Consider the following 18,623-nt stretch of genomic DNA (forward strand, 5'->3'; position numbering starts at 1 on the left):
TTTATAAAACATAATAAAATGAGATTCTGTTTGTTGTTTCTTTTTATATTCTCTTTTCAAGCTGTAAAAGCTCAAGATTCAGTTGTCAAGGTTTTGGACACTGCAAAATGGGTGCAAATAAATAGAGCAGGCTTAGATCTTAATGAAGTTACATTTGTTAATTGGAATGCAGGTGGAAGTAATTCTGTTTCAGCACTTTTTAATGTGTTTTCAAGTTTACGATACAAGAAAGATAACCTTATTTGGATAAGCTATATTAGAACACGTTATGGTGTTAATAAACAAGAAAGTCAGAAACTAAGAAAAACGGAAGACGAATTTGAGTTAATTTCAACTATTGGATTTAGAAAAGATACTTTAACCAATTGGTATTATTCTGGAAGACTAAATTTTAAAACACAGTATTCAAAGGGTTTTAATTATCCAAATAGAGACAATCCAATTTCACGTTTTATGGCTCCTGGCTATCTATTTATTGGAGGAGGAGTAGAATATGGTAAAAATTTAGAGAGATTCTCCTTTTATTTCTCACCATTAACCTTTAAAGGAACATTTGTTTTAGATCAAGATTTAGCAGACTCAGGATCTTTTGGTGTGCAAGCAGCAGAATATGATGCGTTACAAAACAGAATTAAAAAGGGGGAAAATGCTAGAACAGAAATGGGTTTGTTAGTAACAAACACTTACGAAGCCGAAGTGTTTGAAAATATTCACATCAGAAATCAATTTAGTGTATATACCGATTATTTCAATAGTTTTGGCAATATGGACATCGATTGGGAAGTGATTTTTGATTTTAAAGTTAATAACTATGTTAAGGCTACTCTAGGATCGCATATTAGATATGATAATGATATTAAAACTCAAGAAGAAACAGATGTTGTAGATGTGTTTGTAGGAAGAGGTGCCAAATTACAATGGAAGCAGCTTTTAGGAGTAGGTGTTACAATGGAATTCTAAATAAAACCTTTTATTAATAACAAGAAGCTACAAGTAAGAAAACAATCAATTATATACAGCATTACTACTAATCTAAAATTAGATACACCAACCATTTTATAGAATTTCAACTTCTTTCTAATGCCTTTATCGTTAATCATTAACCAAAACAAAGCCATTAAAAACAGTTTTGTTAATAAAGCGCCAACAATTCCTGGATTATAAACAGTAAGTAATAATGTAACAGCAAAAGACCAAATGGCAAGTGGTCTGTAATAATATAGTATCGCACGAAATTTGTTTAGCATATAGAATACAACGTAATTTTTTAGCAATTATTTTTCAAAACTTGAAACACGTTATAAACCATTGCTAGTTGATAAATTATCGTATTTTTGTTACACAATTTTAGATATAGATGTTAGATAAATTACAAATAGTAAAACAACGTTTTGATGAGGTGAGTGATTTAATCATTCAACCGGATATTATTTCAGATCAAAAACTTTATGTTGAGCTAACTAGAGAATATAAGAGTTTACGTTTGTTAATGGATAAGCGTGAGTTGTATATAGAGCAGACAAATAATTTAGCTGAAGCTGAAGAGATAATTGCAGATGGTAGCGACTCAGAAATGGTCGAAATGGCTAAAATGCAATACGACGAAGCTAAAATTGAAATTCCATTATTAGAAGACGAAATAAAGGTCCTCTTAATTCCAAAAGATACCTCAAGATGCTAAGAATGCTGTTGTAGAATTACGCGCAGGAGCTGGTGGAGACGAAGCAAGTATTTTTGCAGGAGATTTATTTAGAATGTATAGTAAATACTGTGAAGGCAGAGGCTGGAAAGTAGATACTGTAGATTATAGTGAAGGTACAAATGGCGGATTTAAAGAAATACAATTTGAAGTTTCTGGAGATGATGTTTACGGAACTTTAAAATTTGAAGCAGGAGTTCACCGCGTTCAACGTGTTCCACAAACGGAAACTCAAGGACGTGTGCATACAAGTGCAGCAACTGTAATGGTTTTTCCTGAAGCCGAAGAATTTGATGTCGTAATTGAGGCAAAAGATGTAAGAATCGATTTTTTCTGTTCGTCTGGACCTGGTGGACAATCTGTAAACACAACCTATTCTGCAGTGCGTTTAACGCACACACCAACAGGACTAGTGGCGCAATGTCAAGATCAGAAATCGCAACACAAGAATAAGGAGAAAGCCTTTAAAGTATTACGTTCGCGTTTATACGATTTAGAATTGGCTAAGAAAATGAGGAAGATGCCGCTTTAAGAGGTACCATGGTAACTTCTGGAGATAGAAGTGCTAAAATTAGAACGTATAACTATTCTCAAGGTCGTGTAACAGACCATAGAATTGGATTAACACTTTACGATTTACAGAACATTGTAAATGGCGATATTCAAAAAATATTAGATGAATTAATGCTTGCCGATAATACCGAGAAATTAAAGGCTAACAGTGATATAATGTAAATTTAAAGCCTCTTTTTTTAAGAGGCTTTTTTATCATATAAAGTTAAATTATTTGTCATTCCGCGAGTGATGCGGAATCCACAATTTTCGAAAATGACAACACAACAACTAACATCTCAAATTAAAAAAAGAACTCTTTCCTATGTATTGGGTTAGACGTCGATTTACATAAAATCCCTAAACATTTATTAGAAACCGAAGACCCAATCTTCGAATTCAATAAAGCCATTATTGATGCCACGCACCACTTATGTGTAGCCTATAAACCTAACACAGCATTCTACGAAGCTTATGGAATAAAAGGTTGGCAAGCATTAGAAAAAAACAATCAAAATACTTAAACAAAAAATCAATCCAGATATTTTTACAATAGCAGATGCAAAACGTGGAGATATTGGCAATACAAGCACAATGTATGCAAAAGCTTTTTTCGAGGATTTAGCTTTCGATAGTGTAACTGTTGCGCCTTATATGGGGAAAGATTCTGTAGAGCCTTTTCTTGCCTTTAAAAATAAGCATACGATCATGCTAGCGTTAACATCTAACGAAGGTGCATTCGATTTTCAAACAAAAAATGTAGAAGGTAAAGAATTGTATAAGCAGGTTTTAGAAACGTCTAAAAGCTGGAAAAATGCTAAAAATTTAATGTACGTTGTTGGTGCAACAAAGGCAGAATATTTTGCAGATATTAGAAAAATTATTACAAACAGTTTCTTGTTAGTTCCGGGAGTGGGAGCACAAGGCGGAAATTTACAAGAGGTTTGCAAATATGGAATGACTACTGAGAATGTTGGATTACTAATAAATTCTTCAAGAGGTATTATTTATGCTTCACAAGATGAAGATTTTGCTCAGGAAGCAGCTAATAAAGCACAGGAATTACAAAAGCAAATGGAAGTGATATTAAGTAAAAGCTAAAACGTAATGTCATTCTCAGGAGTGATAGCGACGTAAGAATCTCAATAATGATAATTACCGATCAAATAAATAGAGCACTAACCATAACTTCAACTCCAAAGCGAATTGTAAGTCTTGTGCCTTCCCAAACCGAATTACTCTTCGATTTAGGTCTGGAAGATTCTATAGTAGGTATTACAAAATTCTGCGTACATCCAATGCATGCTAAAAGCACAAAAAAATTAGTTGGAGGTACAAAGCAAATTAATATTGAAAAAATAAAAGCACTCAATCCAGATATTATTCTTTGTAATAAAGAAGAAAACACAAAAGAAATAGTAGAAACTTGTGAAGCTATTTGTAACACTCATGTTTCAGATATTGCAACTATAGAACATTGTCTGGAGGTTATTAATCAATACGGTATTATCTTCGATAAACGAAAAAGTTCATTAGAAATTTCAGATAAAATCAGTTTCAATTTACAAGATTTTAAAACATTTATAAAAGATAAACCGACGTTAAAGGTTGCTTATTTTATATGGAGAAATCCATGGATGGCAGCAGGAAATGGAACATTTATAAATCATTTATTAGAACTTAATAAATTCGATAATATTTATAAAAATAGAGAACGTTATCCAGAAATAGAATTAAAAAAATTGTGCTTAGAAGGCGATCCAGAAATAGTATTGTTGTCTAGTGAACCTTACCCATTTAAAGACGAACACGCTTTCGAGATTGGTAGTGTTTCCCATCAAGCAAAAACAATATTTGTAGATGGAGAACTGTTTTCGTGGTATGGATCTCGACTTATTATGTCTTTTAGTTACTTTAAGACGCTACGTCAAAACCTTTAGCAGTGTTTTTATTACGCACAACTTCTAAAGACTGGATAGTCTTTCTTTAATTGTCTTTAAATTAAATGACTTATTTAAATTAGGTATTATTCTTCCAACTTTACAAAAATGTGTACTCATAGTTTCCTTTTTATAAATACGTGGAATTTATCTACTTAGACGTTTTTATAGAAAAATAATGCTAATTTTTATATTATGGGTTGAGAATTATCTCTTGATAGAAACCTAATCTGGTTTAATTTGTGCAACAATTTCATGGCTTTATACTCAGAGTCATCACTAAATGCATGATCTGTTTCCCTTAAATTATATGCCTGTTCTACTAATTGCTTATAACGCTTGTTTAGTTTTTGTTGATGTGATTTTAATAAATTTTTTCTGCTCATGTTTGACTTGTCAATTAGTCAAATAAATGTACGTTAAATATTGGTAATAAGCAAGTTGTGTTTTATTTTGAGTATTTTTAAAAATAAAAAGCCAATCTTGAATTCAAGATTGGCAATAATTTTATTCAAATAAACTAACTCAAGTAAATATGGAGTATTGAACTTGAACAGTAAAAGTATATTAATTACTATTATTTTATGTTAACTAAACTTTAGCTTAATATTAATAATAGGTATGATTTAGAGTATGCCATTTTTAATCCTGTAAAGCAAAAACCTTTTGCAATAAGCCTGTTGTTCTAGAGGATACTTTTTCTCTAATCTCTAATTCCTCAACGGCAATCATTCTGTAAACACCTTGTAAAGCCTGATTCGCAACATAATCTGTTAAATCTGGATTTACATTATTAGTAAAAGGCATTGCGTTGTATTTATTAATTAAATTCGACCAAATTTGATCTGCACCAACTTTAGCAAAACTATTTTTAATCACAGGATTAAATTTTGCATAAAGTGCAGTTTTTGTTTTCCGTTTAAATATTGAGTTGCAGCATCTTTGTTGCCTAATAAAATTGTTTTAGCATCGTTAAAAGTAATACCCTTTACTGCATCAATAAAAATAGGAGTTGCTTGGCTTACGGCGTCTTCTGCCGCACGGTTTAGTACTTTTAAACCTTCATCGGCTAAGCTTCCAAGGCCAATATTTCTTAATGCTTTATCTACCTTTTTCAATTCTTCGGGTAGTAAAATTTTTACTAATTCATTTTTGTAAAAACCATCTTTTAAAGTCAGTTTACTGACTTGCTTTTCTATACCTAAATCAAGTGCTTGTCGCAATCCGTTACCAATATCTAATTGAGAAATACCTCCACCACCTTGAGGTAATTGGTCTACAACCTGCTGTAATTCTGCGCAAGCAGTTAAATTTAAAACAGCTACAAAAACTAATAATCTTTTAAACATAATGTCATTATTTGTTACAAATATATAATTTAATTAGTACTTGCAATTGAAATCTAAGTTCAAGTTATAAGTGCAACACGAATATTTAAAATAGATGGGGCTAGCTCCATCTATTTTAGGCTCAATATTTATATTCGTTTTGAATGAAACATTATAAACAATTAAGCCTTGTCACAAAGGTATCAAATCTCTGCATTATTAGAGACAGGAATAACTATTACTCAAATTGCGCAGATCATCGGTTTTCATAAAAGCACGGTATCGAGAGGATTAAAGAGTAACACACCAAGTAGAGGTACAACAGCTGGTAATTATATAGCAAAGAACGCTCAACAAAAAACTGAGCAAAGACATTGCAATAAGCCCAAGTATATTCTATTGACAGAAGCCCTCAAAAAGCGAATTGCTGGCTTGATGGAGTATGAAAAATGGAGACCTGAACTCATAGCAAAGCGGCTTAGTAAGGAGTCAGAAGTTTGTGTGAGCCACGAAACTATTTATAAATGGATATGGACTGCAAAGCATAGCAATCATAGAAAACATAGCTCTTATAAAAAATTACATAAGCATCTACGCCACACAGGTAGGAGGCAAAAGAGAAATAATATCAAAGATAAACGTGTTGCAATTACTGGTCGTGTGGGTATTGACAAGCGACCCAAGGTAGTAGAAAAACGTTTACGTATTGGCGACATAGAAGTTGACCTTATGATGGGCAATAACCATAAATCAGCATTACTAGTGATGACAGATAGAGCAACATTGGTTACTATGATAGAAAAACTCAGCAGTAAAAATGCAGATGAAGTTTATAGAAAGATGAATGAAAGACTTACATGTTTTAGCGCATCTTGGATAAAAACAATAACATTTGACAATGGAAAAGAGTTTGCCTATCATCATAAAATAGCAAAAGATGTGAATGCAAAAACATATTTTACAAGACCTTATGCCTCTCAAGACAAAGGAACAGTGGAAAATAGAATAGGTGTGATAAGAAGGTTTTTTCCTAAGAAAACACACCTTAGAGAAGTATCTGTCAAGAGAATAAAAGAAGTAGAAAAATTACTAAATTACAGACCCATTAGAAAGTTTAATTATAATAACCGAATTGAAGTCCTAAAAAATAAGTGTGTTGCACTTATGGGTTGAATTCAGCAAACTTTAAAAAGCATCAATAAATAAATAATTACTATAAAACACTATTTTAGCACAATAGTTGATAATAGTTAGTGAACTACAAAACAAAAAAATGAATTTATATAAATATCTTTTAGTTTTAATCTGCATTTTACCCATATCAAGTAATGGCCAAATGCGTTTTTCTGAAATCATACAAGCTTCAAAAATTGCAAATGGCACAGAAAATTCATTATTTTTTATAGATTTTTGGGCAACCTGGTGTGGGCCATGTGTGTATGCTTCAGAATATTTAGGAGTTTTGCAACAACAAAATCCAGATCGGTTTTATATCATTTCATTAACTGAAGAAAACCCTGAAAAAGTGAAGCGCTTTTTAGTAAAACATCCAACAGATTTAGCTGTAGCTATTGATTATGAAGGTGAAACATTTTCAAAAAACAAGATTAGAGCTTTGCCAGATGGTATTTTAATTAATGCAGAAGGCTCCATATTGTGGAAAGGTAATCCTACAGATTTTAAGCAAGCCGATTTAGACAGATTCTTACGTCAAAACACCAAAACAAGTGCCATTAACAAAGTTATAAAAACAGTTAAAGTTAAAGAAGAAAAAGTAGTTCCTACGTATTTACCTAAAAAAGACTTTGAAATTAAAATACTTAAAAATGAAGTTGTTGAAACTCTAGAAATAAATCAAATTAAAGATTTTACGATACTTAAAGGCGATTTACAAAGTATTATGGCAAGTCAACTAAAAGTACTTAATAGTCAAGTTAAAGTGCCATCACATTTAAATAAAACTTATAAAGTTTACTTTAAGAACAATGGCAATGCTAAGTATAACATTTTGAAAGCGCTTAATTTAGATTATTTTTATAATGAAAAAGAAGGTGATGTGTTATCCTTAGATGTATCACAATTTCAGTTTTGGGACACACAACAAATAGATTGGGGGAAAAACATAGCAAAATATCTTATTGATGATTCACAAATACAAGCAGATAACGTTACTTTTAATGATGTGCTGTACCAATTATCTAAAGTATTAGAAATACCTATTGTAGCATTAAACGGAACAGTTGATGATTTACAACATGATTGGCAAATTCATCATAGGTTTTATAATCTTATGCAAACAGATTTGTTAGACAATTATGGTCTTATAGCCAAAAAACAGCTTGGTACTTACAAGCAATATACTATAACAAAAAAGACACCTTAAAAAGGTGTCTTTTTTTTATAACTTGTAATACTAAATATTAGTTGTTAATCACTCTAAACTCAGTACGTCTATTTTTTTGGTGTTGTGATTCGGCACATTCTACACCATTAGAGCAACGGTTAGTTAAACTTGACTCACCGTAACCACGAGCAGATAATCTGCTTCTTGAAATGCCTTTAGATACTAAGTAGTTAACAACAGAGTTAGCACGTTGTTGTGATAAAGACATGTTGTAATCATCATTACCTCTAGAATCTGTATGAGACATGATTTCTACACTTACTTTAGAATCATTCATGATTGGTAATAATTTCTCATCAATAATTTTCTTAGAAGCAGGTGTTAAACGAGCACTATCAAGTTCATAAAATATAGGTAATAAGTTTGGGTCTAATAACTCACAATTAACCTCTTCCCAAGTTGTAATACCACCTTTTTTGTCAAGAACAGTTCTTGTAACTGTATCTGTTTTAGCTGCAACTGTATTGCTTGTAGTAGAAGTTGGTGTATCTACAACAATACTAGTAATTGTTTTATACTCCGCAGGAATAACAGTTTTCTCCATACGAGCCGGTGTTTTAATAATACGTTTTTTGTAAGATGACATTTGCTCAGGCACAGGAATTGTACTTGTACTAGCATCACCTGCTAACGTAGTAAAAGGAACATCTCTAAATTGTGAAGGGTATTCAACAAAACAAGCAGCAACACAATCATCTTTGTTTACAGATGGGCAATCTTCTAAAACCTTGTATTCCCATCCAGAAGTAGTAGGATACGTTTCATAATTTTTAGAACTTTTACCAAAAGAAGCTGGTATAACTTTTAAATCTGTACGCGCTTCTTTTTTTATATAAGTTACATCTACAGTTTCGTAAGTTGCTGGTGTGTACGTGTGCTTTTCTGTAGCTTCTTTTACTAAAACAGTCTCTTCAACAGTTTTGTAAGTTGCTGGAACAACTGTTAAAGTTGTATAAGCTGGATACACTTGTAAAGTTTCTGTTACTTCCTTAAAAGTATCTTTAGTAATACATTTAACATAACATTTTCCTGGTTCAGGATTTGTTGGTAGTCCTTGAGCTTGAAGATAACCTGAACTTGCAACCAAGCATAAGAATAGAAATAGTTTTTGTTTCATAATAATTGTTTAAATAATTTATTAACTATATTTAATATAGTCGTTTAATCACAAATTTAGGAATAAATTTAATAAAATGTTAAAATAATCATAATTAATATTAATGAGCTTTTTTAAAGGGTAAACATAACTAGGAGAAAATAACGGTTTTATTATTAAACACCATCACTTTTCTTTTTATGTGTAGTTTTATAGCATTCGCTAATACAATCTTTTCTAGGTCACGACCTTTAGCAATTAAATCTTTAATAGTATAAGTGTGAGACACACGTTCTACATCTTGTTCTATAATTGGTCCAGCATCCAATTCTTTGGTTATATAATGACTTGTTGCTCCAATAATTTTAACACCACGTTTATATGCAGAATGATATGGTTTAGCACCAACAAAAGCTGGTAAAAACGAATGATGAATATTTATAACCTTATTAGGATAGAGGCTAATAATTTTATTAGACACAATTTGCATGTAACGTGCTAAAACAATAAAATCTATACCATGATCTTTACAAAGCTTTAGTTGTTGTGTTTCAGCTTCAACTTTGGTGTCTTTAGTTACAGGGATATGGTAAAACGGAATATTAAAACTATCTGCAATAGGTTTTAAAGTCTCGTGGTTACTTAATATAAAAGGAATTTCTAAATGTAATTCGCTCGAATTATATCGACCCAACAAATCGTACAAACAATGATCGTATTTAGAAACAAACAATGCCATTTTAGGTTTCTCTTCAGCATCATAAATACGCCATTTCATATTAAACCGTTCAGCTAATTCAGTTTTAAAATTTAATTGAAAGCCTTCCATTGAAAAGGAGGTGAACTCACTTTCTAATCGCATAAAAAATATATTCTGTTCTCTATCAACATGTTGGTCTATATAGACAATGTTTCCGTTGTTATTTGCAATAAAATTAGTGACTGTTGCAATAATTCCAGATTGGTCTTTGCAATGTATTTGTAATGTAACTTTTTTCATAGAAAATTGGTTCTTTCATTTCCGAGATTTATGTTTAATTAATTTCAGTAAGTCGGGATTCTTATAATCAATTGTTAATCTAAGGTAATACAAAAATGGGAGTATACTTTTATTAGATTATAGTATTAGATAATTGTAGATTTTACATCTATTTTTTTGAATATTCCGTAAATTGCAGACTTAAATCCGATTATATTTTCCGAATGATACAAGCAACACCTTACAAACCAAAATATAAAGTTAGAATTGTTACAGCAGCAGCCTTGTTTGATGGTCACGATGCATCCATAAATATTATGCGACGTATTATCCAATCTACAGGCGTTGAAGTTATCCATTTAGGGCATGATAGAAGTGTCGATGAGGTCGTAAACACAGCCATTCAAGAGGATGCAAATGCTATATGCTTAACATCTTATCAAGGAGGTCACAATGAGTATTTTAAATATATGTACGACCTTTTAAAAGAAAGAGGAGCAGAACATATTAAAATCTTTGGAGGAGGAGGAGGCGTTATTTTACCTTCGGAAATTAAAGACTTAATGGATTATGGTATTTCTCGAATTTATTCGCCAGACGATGGTCGTGAAATGGGATTGCAAGGTATGATTAACGATTTGGTTGAACAATCAGATTTTGCTGTTGGTGATACATTAAATGGAGAGGTAGCATTGCTGCCTTCAAAAAATGCAAAAGCTATAGCACGTGTTATTTCTTCGGCAGAAAACTTTCCAGAAGTAGCAAAAAGCGCTTTAGAGAAAATTCATCTGAAGAATAAAAATTCTAAAACACCAGTTTTAGGAATCACAGGAACTGGAGGTTCAGGGAAATCGTCTTTAGTAGATGAGTTAGTGCGTAGATTTTTAATCGATTTCCCAGAGAAAACTATAGGTTTAGTTTCTGTAGATCCATCAAAACGTAAAACAGGAGGTGCACTTTTAGGAGATAGAATACGCATGAATGCTATTAACTCTCCGCGTGTTTATATGCGAAGTTTAGCAACACGTCAAAGTAATTTAGCATTATCAAAATATGTAAATGAAGCAGTACAAGTTTTAAAAGCTGCGGAATACGATATTATAATTTTAGAAACTTCTGGTATTGGACAAAGTGATACCGAAATTATGGAGCACAGTGATGTTGCATTGTATGTTATGACACCAGAATTTGGTGCTGCAACACAATTGGAGAAAATTGATATGCTTGATTTTGCCGATTTGGTAGCCATTAACAAATTCGATAAACGTGGTTCTTTAGATGCTTTACGTGATGTAAAAAAACAATACATGCGTAACAATCATCTTTGGGATGTTCATCAAGACGACTTGCCTGTTTATGGCACAATTGCATCGCAGTTTAACGATCCAGGAATGAATACGCTGTACAAAGCGATTATGGATAAGATAGTTGAGAAAACAGAGTCTGATCTTAAATCGACTTTCGAAATCTCAACGGAAATGAGCGAAAAGATTTTTGTCATTCCGCCAAGTAGAACACGTTACCTTTCTGAAATAGCTGAAAGCAATCGTGGGTACGATAAAACAGCTTCAAAACAAGTTGAAGTTGCGCAAAGACTTTTCGGGATATATAAAACATTAGAATCTGTTTTAGAGGTAAAACCAGAATTGGATAAAGCGGGTCTTGCATCAGAATCTATTCAGTCTACTGAAGATAATAAAGATTTCGTAAAACTATTAGTTGGAGAATTCGACCGTGTAAAACTAAACTTAGATCCATACAATTGGGAAGTAATTACTGGTTGGAGTGATAAAGTAAATAAATATAAAAACCCTATCTATACTTTTAAAGTTAGAGATAAGGAAATTAAAATAGAAACACATACAAAATCATTATCACAGTCTGATATTCCAAAAGTAGCTTTACCAAAGTATCAAGCTTGGGGAGATATTTTAAAATGGTGTTTACAAGAAAATGTACCTGGAGAATTCCCATACACTTCAGGATTATATCCTTTTAAAAGAACAGGAGAAGATCCAGCAAGAATGTTTGCAGGTGAAGGTGGTCCAGAACGTACTAACAGACGTTTTCATTATGTAAGTGCAGGTTTGCCAGCTAAGCGTTTGTCTACAGCTTTCGATAGTGTAACACTTTACGGTAACGATCCAGATTTGCGTCCGGATATCTATGGTAAAATTGGTAATGCAGGCGTTTCAATCTGCTGTTTAGACGATGCTAAAAAGCTCTATTCTGGTTTCGATTTAGCAAATGTAATGACCTCGGTAAGTATGACCATTAATGGTCCAGCTCCAATGTTATTAGGTTTCTTTATGAACGCAGCCATAGACCAGCAAAGTGAATTCTATATTAAGGAAAAAGGACTAGAAAAAGAAGTAGAAGCGAAAATTGCTAAACTATATAAAGGTAAAGAAAGACCAAGTTACAATGGCGAATTGCCTGAAGGAAACAACGGTTTAGGTTTAATGCTATTAGGAGTAACAGCTGACCAAGTATTACCAGCAGACATTTACGCAGAAATTAAAAAGAATACTATTGCTCAAGTTCGTGGAACGGTTCAAGCAGATATTTTAAAAGAAGATCAAGCACAAAACACCTGTATATTTTCAACTGAATTTGCGTTGCGTTTAATGGGCGACGTACAAGAATATTTTATAGATAATAATGTGCGTAACTTCTATTCGGTTTCAATATCTGGGTATCATATTGCAGAAGCAGGCGCAAATCCAATCACGCAATTAGCATTAACATTATCTAACGGATTTACTTATGTAGAGTATTACTTAAGTCGCGGCATGGATATTAATAAATTTGGGCCAAACTTATCGTTCTTTTTCTCGAATGGTATCGATCCAGAATATTCTGTTATAGGTCGTGTGGCTAGAAAAATATGGTCTAAAGCATTAAAGCACAAATATGGTGCAAACTCTAGAGCGCAAATGTTGAAGTACCACATTCAAACGTCTGGTAGAAGCTTACATGCTCAAGAAATCGACTTTAACGATATTCGTACAACCTTACAAGCATTATATGCTATTTACGATAACTGTAACTCGTTGCATACAAATGCTTACGATGAAGCGATTACAACACCTACCGAAGAATCTGTACGTCGTGCTATGGCAATACAGTTAATTATAAATAAAGAATTAGGATTGGCTAAAAACGAAAACCCTATTCAAGGTTCTTTTATAATTGAAGAATTAACCGATTTAGTAGAAGATGCTGTATTAACAGAATTCGATCGTATTACAGAAAGAGGAGGCGTTTTAGGTGCTATGGAGACGATGTATCAACGTTCTAAAATCCAAGAGGAAAGCTTGTATTACGAAACTTTAAAACACAACGGTGAATTTCCAATAATAGGTGTGAATACCTTTTTAAGTTCTAAAGGTTCGCCAACAGTAATTCCAAAAGAAGTTATTCGTGCAACCGAAGAAGAAAAGCAATTCCAAATTAAAACATTGGAGCATTTACATAAAGCGCATGATACAAAAGCGATGTTAAAAGAACTTCAAAAGAAAGCGATTAACAACGAGAATATTTTTGAAGCCCTAATGGAAGTTTGTAAAGTCTGTTCACTTGGCGAAATTACGGCTTCGTTATTTGAAGTAGGAGGACAGTATAGAAGAAACATGTAAGCAGAGATCCAATTTTTATTTTTCATAAAAATTGAGTGAATCGCTTATTCCAAATTTATTTTGGGATCTCACAGAAATACTGTCATTCAGGGCAAAGCGAAGAATCTCAATAAATAACAAAAAAGCGTTTCGTAGTGAAACGCTTTTTTTACTTTAAATTAAAAATAGTATGTCAATAAATCACACCTTCAAAGCAACCGTTAACTGGGCAATAAATCAAGGTGAAAGTACTTTTAACCCAAGAACTTTTAGCCGAAATCATGAAGTTACAATAGCTAATAAAACTAGCCCTTTACAAATATCTGCCGCTAAGCCATTTAGAGGAGACGACTCGTTATATAATCCTGAAGATTTATTGTTGTCTGCTTTAACATCTTGCCACATGATGTCTTATTTATACGTTTGCGCACAGCATAATATTGAAGTACTAAGTTATACAGATCAATCTGAAGGTGATTTAGAAGTCAAGTCATCTGGAAGCGGTAGTTTTAAAACCGTTAGGCTAAAACCAGTAGTAATCATAAAGAATGCTAACCAAAAAGAACTTGCTTTAAGGCTGCATAATAAGGCAAACGCACTTTGTTTTATAGCTAATTCTTGCAATTTTACAGTATCTCACAAGGCAACTATAATAGTTTAATTATCTTTTAATTTTTCGCCATTTCTTTTTTTCTAACATTTTTGAAACCTGACTACCTGCATCTTCTCCATAACGTAAATAATAATCCCCATTAGGTTTAATTATAATAAATGCTGCACAATTTTTGTCTTCTATAAATATATTTTCCTTGTAAAAATTTTTGTCAAGAATCCATTTATCATCTTCATTTAGATAATTGCTTTGAAAAAACTTGGGAGAGAATATTAAAAAACTTTCTATGTTGTAAAGCTTAGTAATACCAATAGTGCCGTTTTTAATATTATTGAGAACTATTCCATAACCTTTGTTTCCTTCAATTATACAATTTTTACCATTTTGCATGTATTCTATTAATATAGTTTTAGTGAAATCTATTTTTTTTGAAGAATCTATTTGAAGTTTTTCTTGTATTAATTTTAAGTTTTTAGAATTAAAATAGCCATAAAATTCTTCAATAGATTTTTTATAACTTTCATTATATTCAGTATTAACATTTTTAAAGTATCGATTCTTACTGAGTTTGTTAGCAGAATCTTCATCTGCATTTTTTGAAGAAGAACAATTAAAACACATTAAAATAGCAAATAAATAGATTGAAATATTCTTCATATAAAATTATTAAATTTCATTTTTAATTTTTTTCTTCTTCATATATACTTTCAATATAAATAATAAAAGTACACATAAACCTGCCAATGCAGTCATTATTGTCCAAGTGTTATTAAAGCCAATTCCAGATATTATTTGTAATCCAGCATTAAAACCAAAAACGCTAGCAACAGAGAAAGACATAATGTACATTGCCATATATTCGCCTTGATTCCCTTTTTTTGCAAGATCCATAACAAATGAATTTGAAAACGGAAATGCTATCATTTCTCCAATCGTCATTAATAGCATTCCAATTATTAATATACCAGACCATGTTGTTAAATTTAGAACAAGGAAACTTAAACCGGTTAAAATAGCTCCAAATAATATTAAACCAACCTTACTATATTTACTTTTTTCTAACCAACTTATTAGGGGCATTTCGAATAGAAATATAAAAAATCCATTTGCGCCTAACAGTAATCCAATTTCAATTTTAGTCATTAAATGAACATCTCTATAATATAATGGCATTGCAGAAAAATACTGGAAAAATATTACAGCAAAAACTAGCATGGCAAAAAAGAAAATAATCAAAGCTTTATCGGTCTAAGCAGATTTTGGGTTTTCAACTTTCATTTTATCATGAACCACTGTTTTCTTTGGATTCAATACGTTAAATAAAACAAATGTTGCTAGTATACAAGTAATGCCATCTGTCCAAAATAAACCAGAATAATCCAAAGTAGTAATAATTAATCCACCTAAAGCTGGACCTGCCGAAAAACCAAGGTTTATTGCTAAACGTATTAGTGTTACACTTCTTGTTTTGTTCTCTGGTTTGCTGTAGGTACTCATTGCTACAAACATTGCAGGTCTAAAAGTATCAGCAACTATCATAAGTAAAAAGATGCCAATACCTAAAGACTCAAATGTTTTTAAATACTGAATTCCAATAAATAATAAGCCCGTTAGAAACAGACTACCTACCATAACTTTATAAAAGCCAATAGAGTCTGTTAATTTTCCGCCAATCCATGTTCCTACTACAGATCCTAAACCAAAGCTCGTCATAATCCAACCAACATTTTCTAAAGATAAATTTAGGTCTTCTGTTAGATAAATTGATAAAAATGGAATTACCATTGTACCAGCACGATTAATAAAAGTTATTAATGCGAGCCACCAAACTTCTCGAGAGAGTCCTTTGAAGGTGTCTATGTAATTGCCGTATAGTTTTTTCATTGTTTGGTTGGTTTTCTGTTTATGTCATTTGCTAAAAGTTTAATTCGTGATAGACTTAAAATAAAAAAGTCCAACTACGAAGTTGGACTTTTAATATTGTATAAATTGATATTTAGATCATCATATAATATAGTAAGCCCACTTTGTATTTCTACAAGAGGTTTTTTGCTTATAATATGTAATGACCAGATTCATTTTTTATCTTTTGATGTGCCAAAGCTACACAAAAATATTTTAAGTTGTACTTTTGAAAAGATAAAATGATAATACACGTTCTAAAGCTAAAGCTTTTGACGCCTTATCTTTAGATTTGTTAGAATCATAAAAATCTAATATGAGTACTAGTTTTAATCCATCACTTAATTCAAATAATTAATATAACAGAGCCTCAATTTTATTATGACTAAACAGATTATACTTTTAGTGTTATTTATTTCAGCTTTAAGCTGCGCTCAAAAAAAAGAGTCGCTATTAGGAGATACAGAATGGCAACGCGAACAAAATGCAGACTTTAAAGATGCTTCTAAATCGCCTTTAAAAGAAAAGGATAGAAAGGTTTTTAAAGCTTTAGATTTTTATAAATTCGATTCTACCTATGTTGTAAATGCGACCTTAAAAAGAATTCCAGATTCGAAATGGTTTCAGATGAAAACAACAACAAATAGAGTCTCAAAAGAACGTGTTTATGGTGTTTTAACTTTTGAAATTAAAGATCTAGCGTTTAGTTTGAAAATTTATCAAGGTCAAGATTTAATGGAGAAAGATGGTTTTGAGGATTATTTATTTCTTCCTTTTTCTGATAATACAAATGGAGAAGAGAGTTATGGTGGCGGACGCTATATAGATTTAAGAATACCAGAAGATACGACTATAATTATTGACTTTAATAAAGCTTATAACCCTTATTGTGCTTATAACGAAAAATATTCTTGCCCTATTGTTCCTCTGGAAAACTCTTTAGATGTGAGCGTTGAAGCAGGAGTAAAGGTGTTTAAAAAATAAAAGCACCTAACAAGAATAGTAGGTGCCTTAATTACTAACTAACAAAATCTATTTTTTAATAATTCGTTTAGATAAACTTCCATTATCAGTATGAATTTGCAATAAATATACACCTTGTTGTAAATGTGATATGTTTATTTTTTCAATCTGATTTTGTGAACTTATCACTACTTTACCGTTCATATCAATTAGTATTATTGATTTAATTTGAATAGTATTTGGTGTCTTAATATTGATATAATCTGAAGTTGGATTAGGATATATGTTTATCTCAGAAAGCGTTTCAGAACTAACGCCTAAAGTGCCATCTAATTCAAAAAGTGTGCTCTCATATAAAGACCAAGTGCCATTGGTGTTTTGAACACGAATGTGCAGATAATGATCACCTTGAGCCATACTTTCGGAAGTTGGAATCACTAAATTGTCATCTAATATTTCACCAGAAATGGCAAGTGTTGTTGCGTTCCCAAAACCAGGATCTACATCTATGTAATATTCGGCAGCTACAATATTAGCTGTATTGATCTCAATGGGTGGAGCAACTCTAAAAGTTTTGTGTTCATATAAACTCCATTTATTAGTACTGTTTTTTACACGCACAAATAAACGATGTGTTCCAATGGGTAAACTTGAAGTTGAAACCGTTAAGGCATCATTAATACTTTCAGCATCTACTAAGTCTATAGTTGTTGCTATCCCAATTCCTGGATCTTGATTGAAAAAATATTCAGCTTCTACAATATCGCTAGTATTGGTTACTACAGGTGGAGCAACTCTAAAAGTTTTGTGTTCATATAAACTCCATTTATTAGTGCTGTTTTTAACACGCACAAACAAACGATGTGTTCCAATGGGTAAACTTGAAGTTGAAACAGTTAAAGCTTCATTAATAATTTCAGCATCTACTAAATCTATAGTTGTTGCTAAGCCAATTCCTGGATCTTGATTAAAAAAATACTCAGCTTCAACAATATCGTTAGTGTTATTTACAACAGTTGGAGCAATTCTAAAGGTTTTATGTTCGTATAAACTCCATTTATTAGCACTGTTTTTAACACGCACAAATAAACGATGTGTTCCAACAGATAAACTTGCAATAGAAATCGTTAAGGCTTCATCAATAGTTTCAGCATCTACTAAATCTATAATTGTTGCTAAACCAATTCCTGGATCTTGATTAAAAAAATACTCAGCTTCAACAATATCGTTAGTGTTATTTACAACAGCTGGAGCAATTCTAAAGGTTTTATGTTCGTACATGCTTGTATTACCATCAAAATTTATGGCTCTAATGAATAATCTATGTGTACCAAGTGATAATCCAGAGGTTGATATACTAAAATTTTGATCTATAGTTTCGGCATCTGGAACAATATCTACAGTTGTTGCTAAGCCAATGCCTGGATCTGTATCAATAAAGTATTCCACACTTGCAATGTCCGATTGCGCTAACGTAACTCCAACACAAAAGCAACATAATAATGTATATAATGTTTTCATTGTGTTTAA

General features: G+C 31.8%; 14 protein-coding genes and 4 pseudogenes. 9 read left to right on the top strand and 9 right to left on the bottom strand.

Translation table 11 applies throughout. From position 1 onward, the window contains the following. The first annotated feature begins 18 nt into the window (after window positions 1-18). Window positions 19-960, top strand: a complete 942-nt coding sequence (locus RH82_RS00365; protein WP_034057155.1) for a DUF3078 domain-containing protein — start codon at window positions 19-21, stop codon at window positions 958-960. Here RH82_RS00365 and RH82_RS00370 read toward each other — a convergent pair. Beyond that, complete coding sequence (locus RH82_RS00370; RefSeq protein ID WP_034057157.1) at window positions 957-1,247, bottom strand: hypothetical protein; 291 nt, start codon at window positions 1,245-1,247, stop codon at window positions 957-959. The genes RH82_RS00365 and RH82_RS00370 overlap by 4 nt on opposite strands. Window positions 1,248-1,357: 110 nt before the next feature. Between RH82_RS00370 and prfA the strand changes: the two are divergent. From prfA to RH82_RS00385, 3 genes and pseudogenes are all read left to right on the top strand, one after another. After that, window positions 1,358-2,434, top strand: a pseudogene (gene prfA / locus RH82_RS00375) (peptide chain release factor 1). Between the two features lie 93 nt (window positions 2,435-2,527). Further along, window positions 2,528-3,352: pseudogene (gene pyrF / locus RH82_RS00380) on the top strand (orotidine-5'-phosphate decarboxylase). Window positions 3,353-3,399: 47 nt separating this feature from the next. Continuing rightward, entirely contained in the window at window positions 3,400-4,191 is a 792-nt protein-coding gene (locus RH82_RS00385; RefSeq protein WP_034057158.1) for an ABC transporter substrate-binding protein, read from the top strand. Window positions 4,192-4,379: 188 nt separating this feature from the next. Here RH82_RS00385 and RH82_RS00390 read toward each other — a convergent pair whose 3' ends face one another. Together RH82_RS00390 and RH82_RS00395 are read right to left on the bottom strand one after the other, a co-directional pair. Next, window positions 4,380-4,577, bottom strand: coding sequence for a Lacal_2735 family protein (locus RH82_RS00390; protein ID WP_034057159.1), 198 nt, complete (start codon window positions 4,575-4,577; stop codon window positions 4,380-4,382). A 256-nt stretch (window positions 4,578-4,833) separates the two neighbouring features. Continuing rightward, window positions 4,834-5,540, bottom strand: a pseudogene (locus RH82_RS00395) (DUF4197 domain-containing protein). Between the two features lie 143 nt (window positions 5,541-5,683). On the opposite strand from RH82_RS00395, the pseudogene RH82_RS00400 reads away from it, so the two are divergent. Then, window positions 5,684-6,692: pseudogene (locus RH82_RS00400) on the top strand (IS30 family transposase). Window positions 6,693-6,792: 100 nt separating this feature from the next. Continuing rightward, window positions 6,793-7,902 carry a TlpA disulfide reductase family protein gene (locus tag RH82_RS00405; protein WP_081979143.1) on the top strand — a complete coding sequence of 370 codons (1,110 nt, stop codon included), beginning with the start codon at window positions 6,793-6,795 and terminating at the stop codon, window positions 7,900-7,902. 37 nt (window positions 7,903-7,939) lie between these two features. Here RH82_RS00405 and RH82_RS00410 read toward each other — a convergent pair whose 3' ends face one another. Both RH82_RS00410 and purU read right to left on the bottom strand, forming a co-directional pair. Beyond that, window positions 7,940-9,040 carry an OmpA family protein gene (locus RH82_RS00410; RefSeq protein ID WP_034057162.1) on the bottom strand — a complete coding sequence of 367 codons (1,101 nt, stop codon included), beginning with the start codon at window positions 9,038-9,040 and terminating at the stop codon, window positions 7,940-7,942. Between the two features lie 130 nt (window positions 9,041-9,170). Further along, window positions 9,171-10,019, bottom strand: a complete 849-nt coding sequence (gene purU / locus RH82_RS00415; protein WP_034057163.1) for a formyltetrahydrofolate deformylase — start codon at window positions 10,017-10,019, stop codon at window positions 9,171-9,173. 203 nt (window positions 10,020-10,222) lie between these two features. On the opposite strand from purU, the gene RH82_RS00420 reads away from it, so the two are divergent. Then, window positions 10,223-13,636, top strand: a complete 3,414-nt coding sequence (locus RH82_RS00420; RefSeq protein ID WP_034057165.1) for a methylmalonyl-CoA mutase family protein — start codon at window positions 10,223-10,225, stop codon at window positions 13,634-13,636. Window positions 13,637-13,805: 169 nt separating this feature from the next. Then, complete coding sequence (locus RH82_RS00425) at window positions 13,806-14,276, top strand: OsmC family protein (RefSeq protein ID WP_034057166.1); 471 nt, start codon at window positions 13,806-13,808, stop codon at window positions 14,274-14,276. Here the strand turns inward: RH82_RS00425 and RH82_RS00430 are convergent, their stop codons facing one another. From RH82_RS00430 to RH82_RS19180, 3 genes are read right to left on the bottom strand one after another with little or no spacing between them, the layout of a single operon-like run. Then, window positions 14,277-14,885 carry a hypothetical protein gene (locus RH82_RS00430; protein ID WP_156112377.1) on the bottom strand — a complete coding sequence of 203 codons (609 nt, stop codon included), beginning with the start codon at window positions 14,883-14,885 and terminating at the stop codon, window positions 14,277-14,279. Window positions 14,886-14,894: 9 nt separating this feature from the next. Further along, window positions 14,895-15,464 carry an MFS transporter gene (locus RH82_RS19175; protein WP_394330716.1) on the bottom strand — a complete coding sequence of 190 codons (570 nt, stop codon included), beginning with the start codon at window positions 15,462-15,464 and terminating at the stop codon, window positions 14,895-14,897. A gap of 12 nt (window positions 15,465-15,476) precedes the next feature. Then, window positions 15,477-16,112, bottom strand: coding sequence for an MFS transporter (locus RH82_RS19180; protein ID WP_394330717.1), 636 nt, complete (start codon window positions 16,110-16,112; stop codon window positions 15,477-15,479). Window positions 16,113-16,511: 399 nt separating this feature from the next. Between RH82_RS19180 and RH82_RS00440 the strand changes: the two genes are divergently transcribed. Further along, a complete protein-coding gene (locus tag RH82_RS00440; protein ID WP_034057170.1) occupies window positions 16,512-17,114 on the top strand; it encodes a DUF1684 domain-containing protein in 603 nt (200 codons plus the stop codon). Window positions 17,115-17,162: 48 nt separating this feature from the next. Here the strand turns inward: RH82_RS00440 and RH82_RS00445 are convergent, their stop codons facing one another. Continuing rightward, complete coding sequence (locus RH82_RS00445; RefSeq protein WP_034057173.1) at window positions 17,163-18,614, bottom strand: T9SS type A sorting domain-containing protein; 1,452 nt, start codon at window positions 18,612-18,614, stop codon at window positions 17,163-17,165. Window positions 18,615-18,623 lie beyond the last annotated feature (9 nt).

This window comes from Lacinutrix jangbogonensis, assembly GCF_000797445.1.
In the GTDB taxonomy this organism is placed as follows: domain Bacteria; phylum Bacteroidota; class Bacteroidia; order Flavobacteriales; family Flavobacteriaceae; genus Lacinutrix; species Lacinutrix jangbogonensis.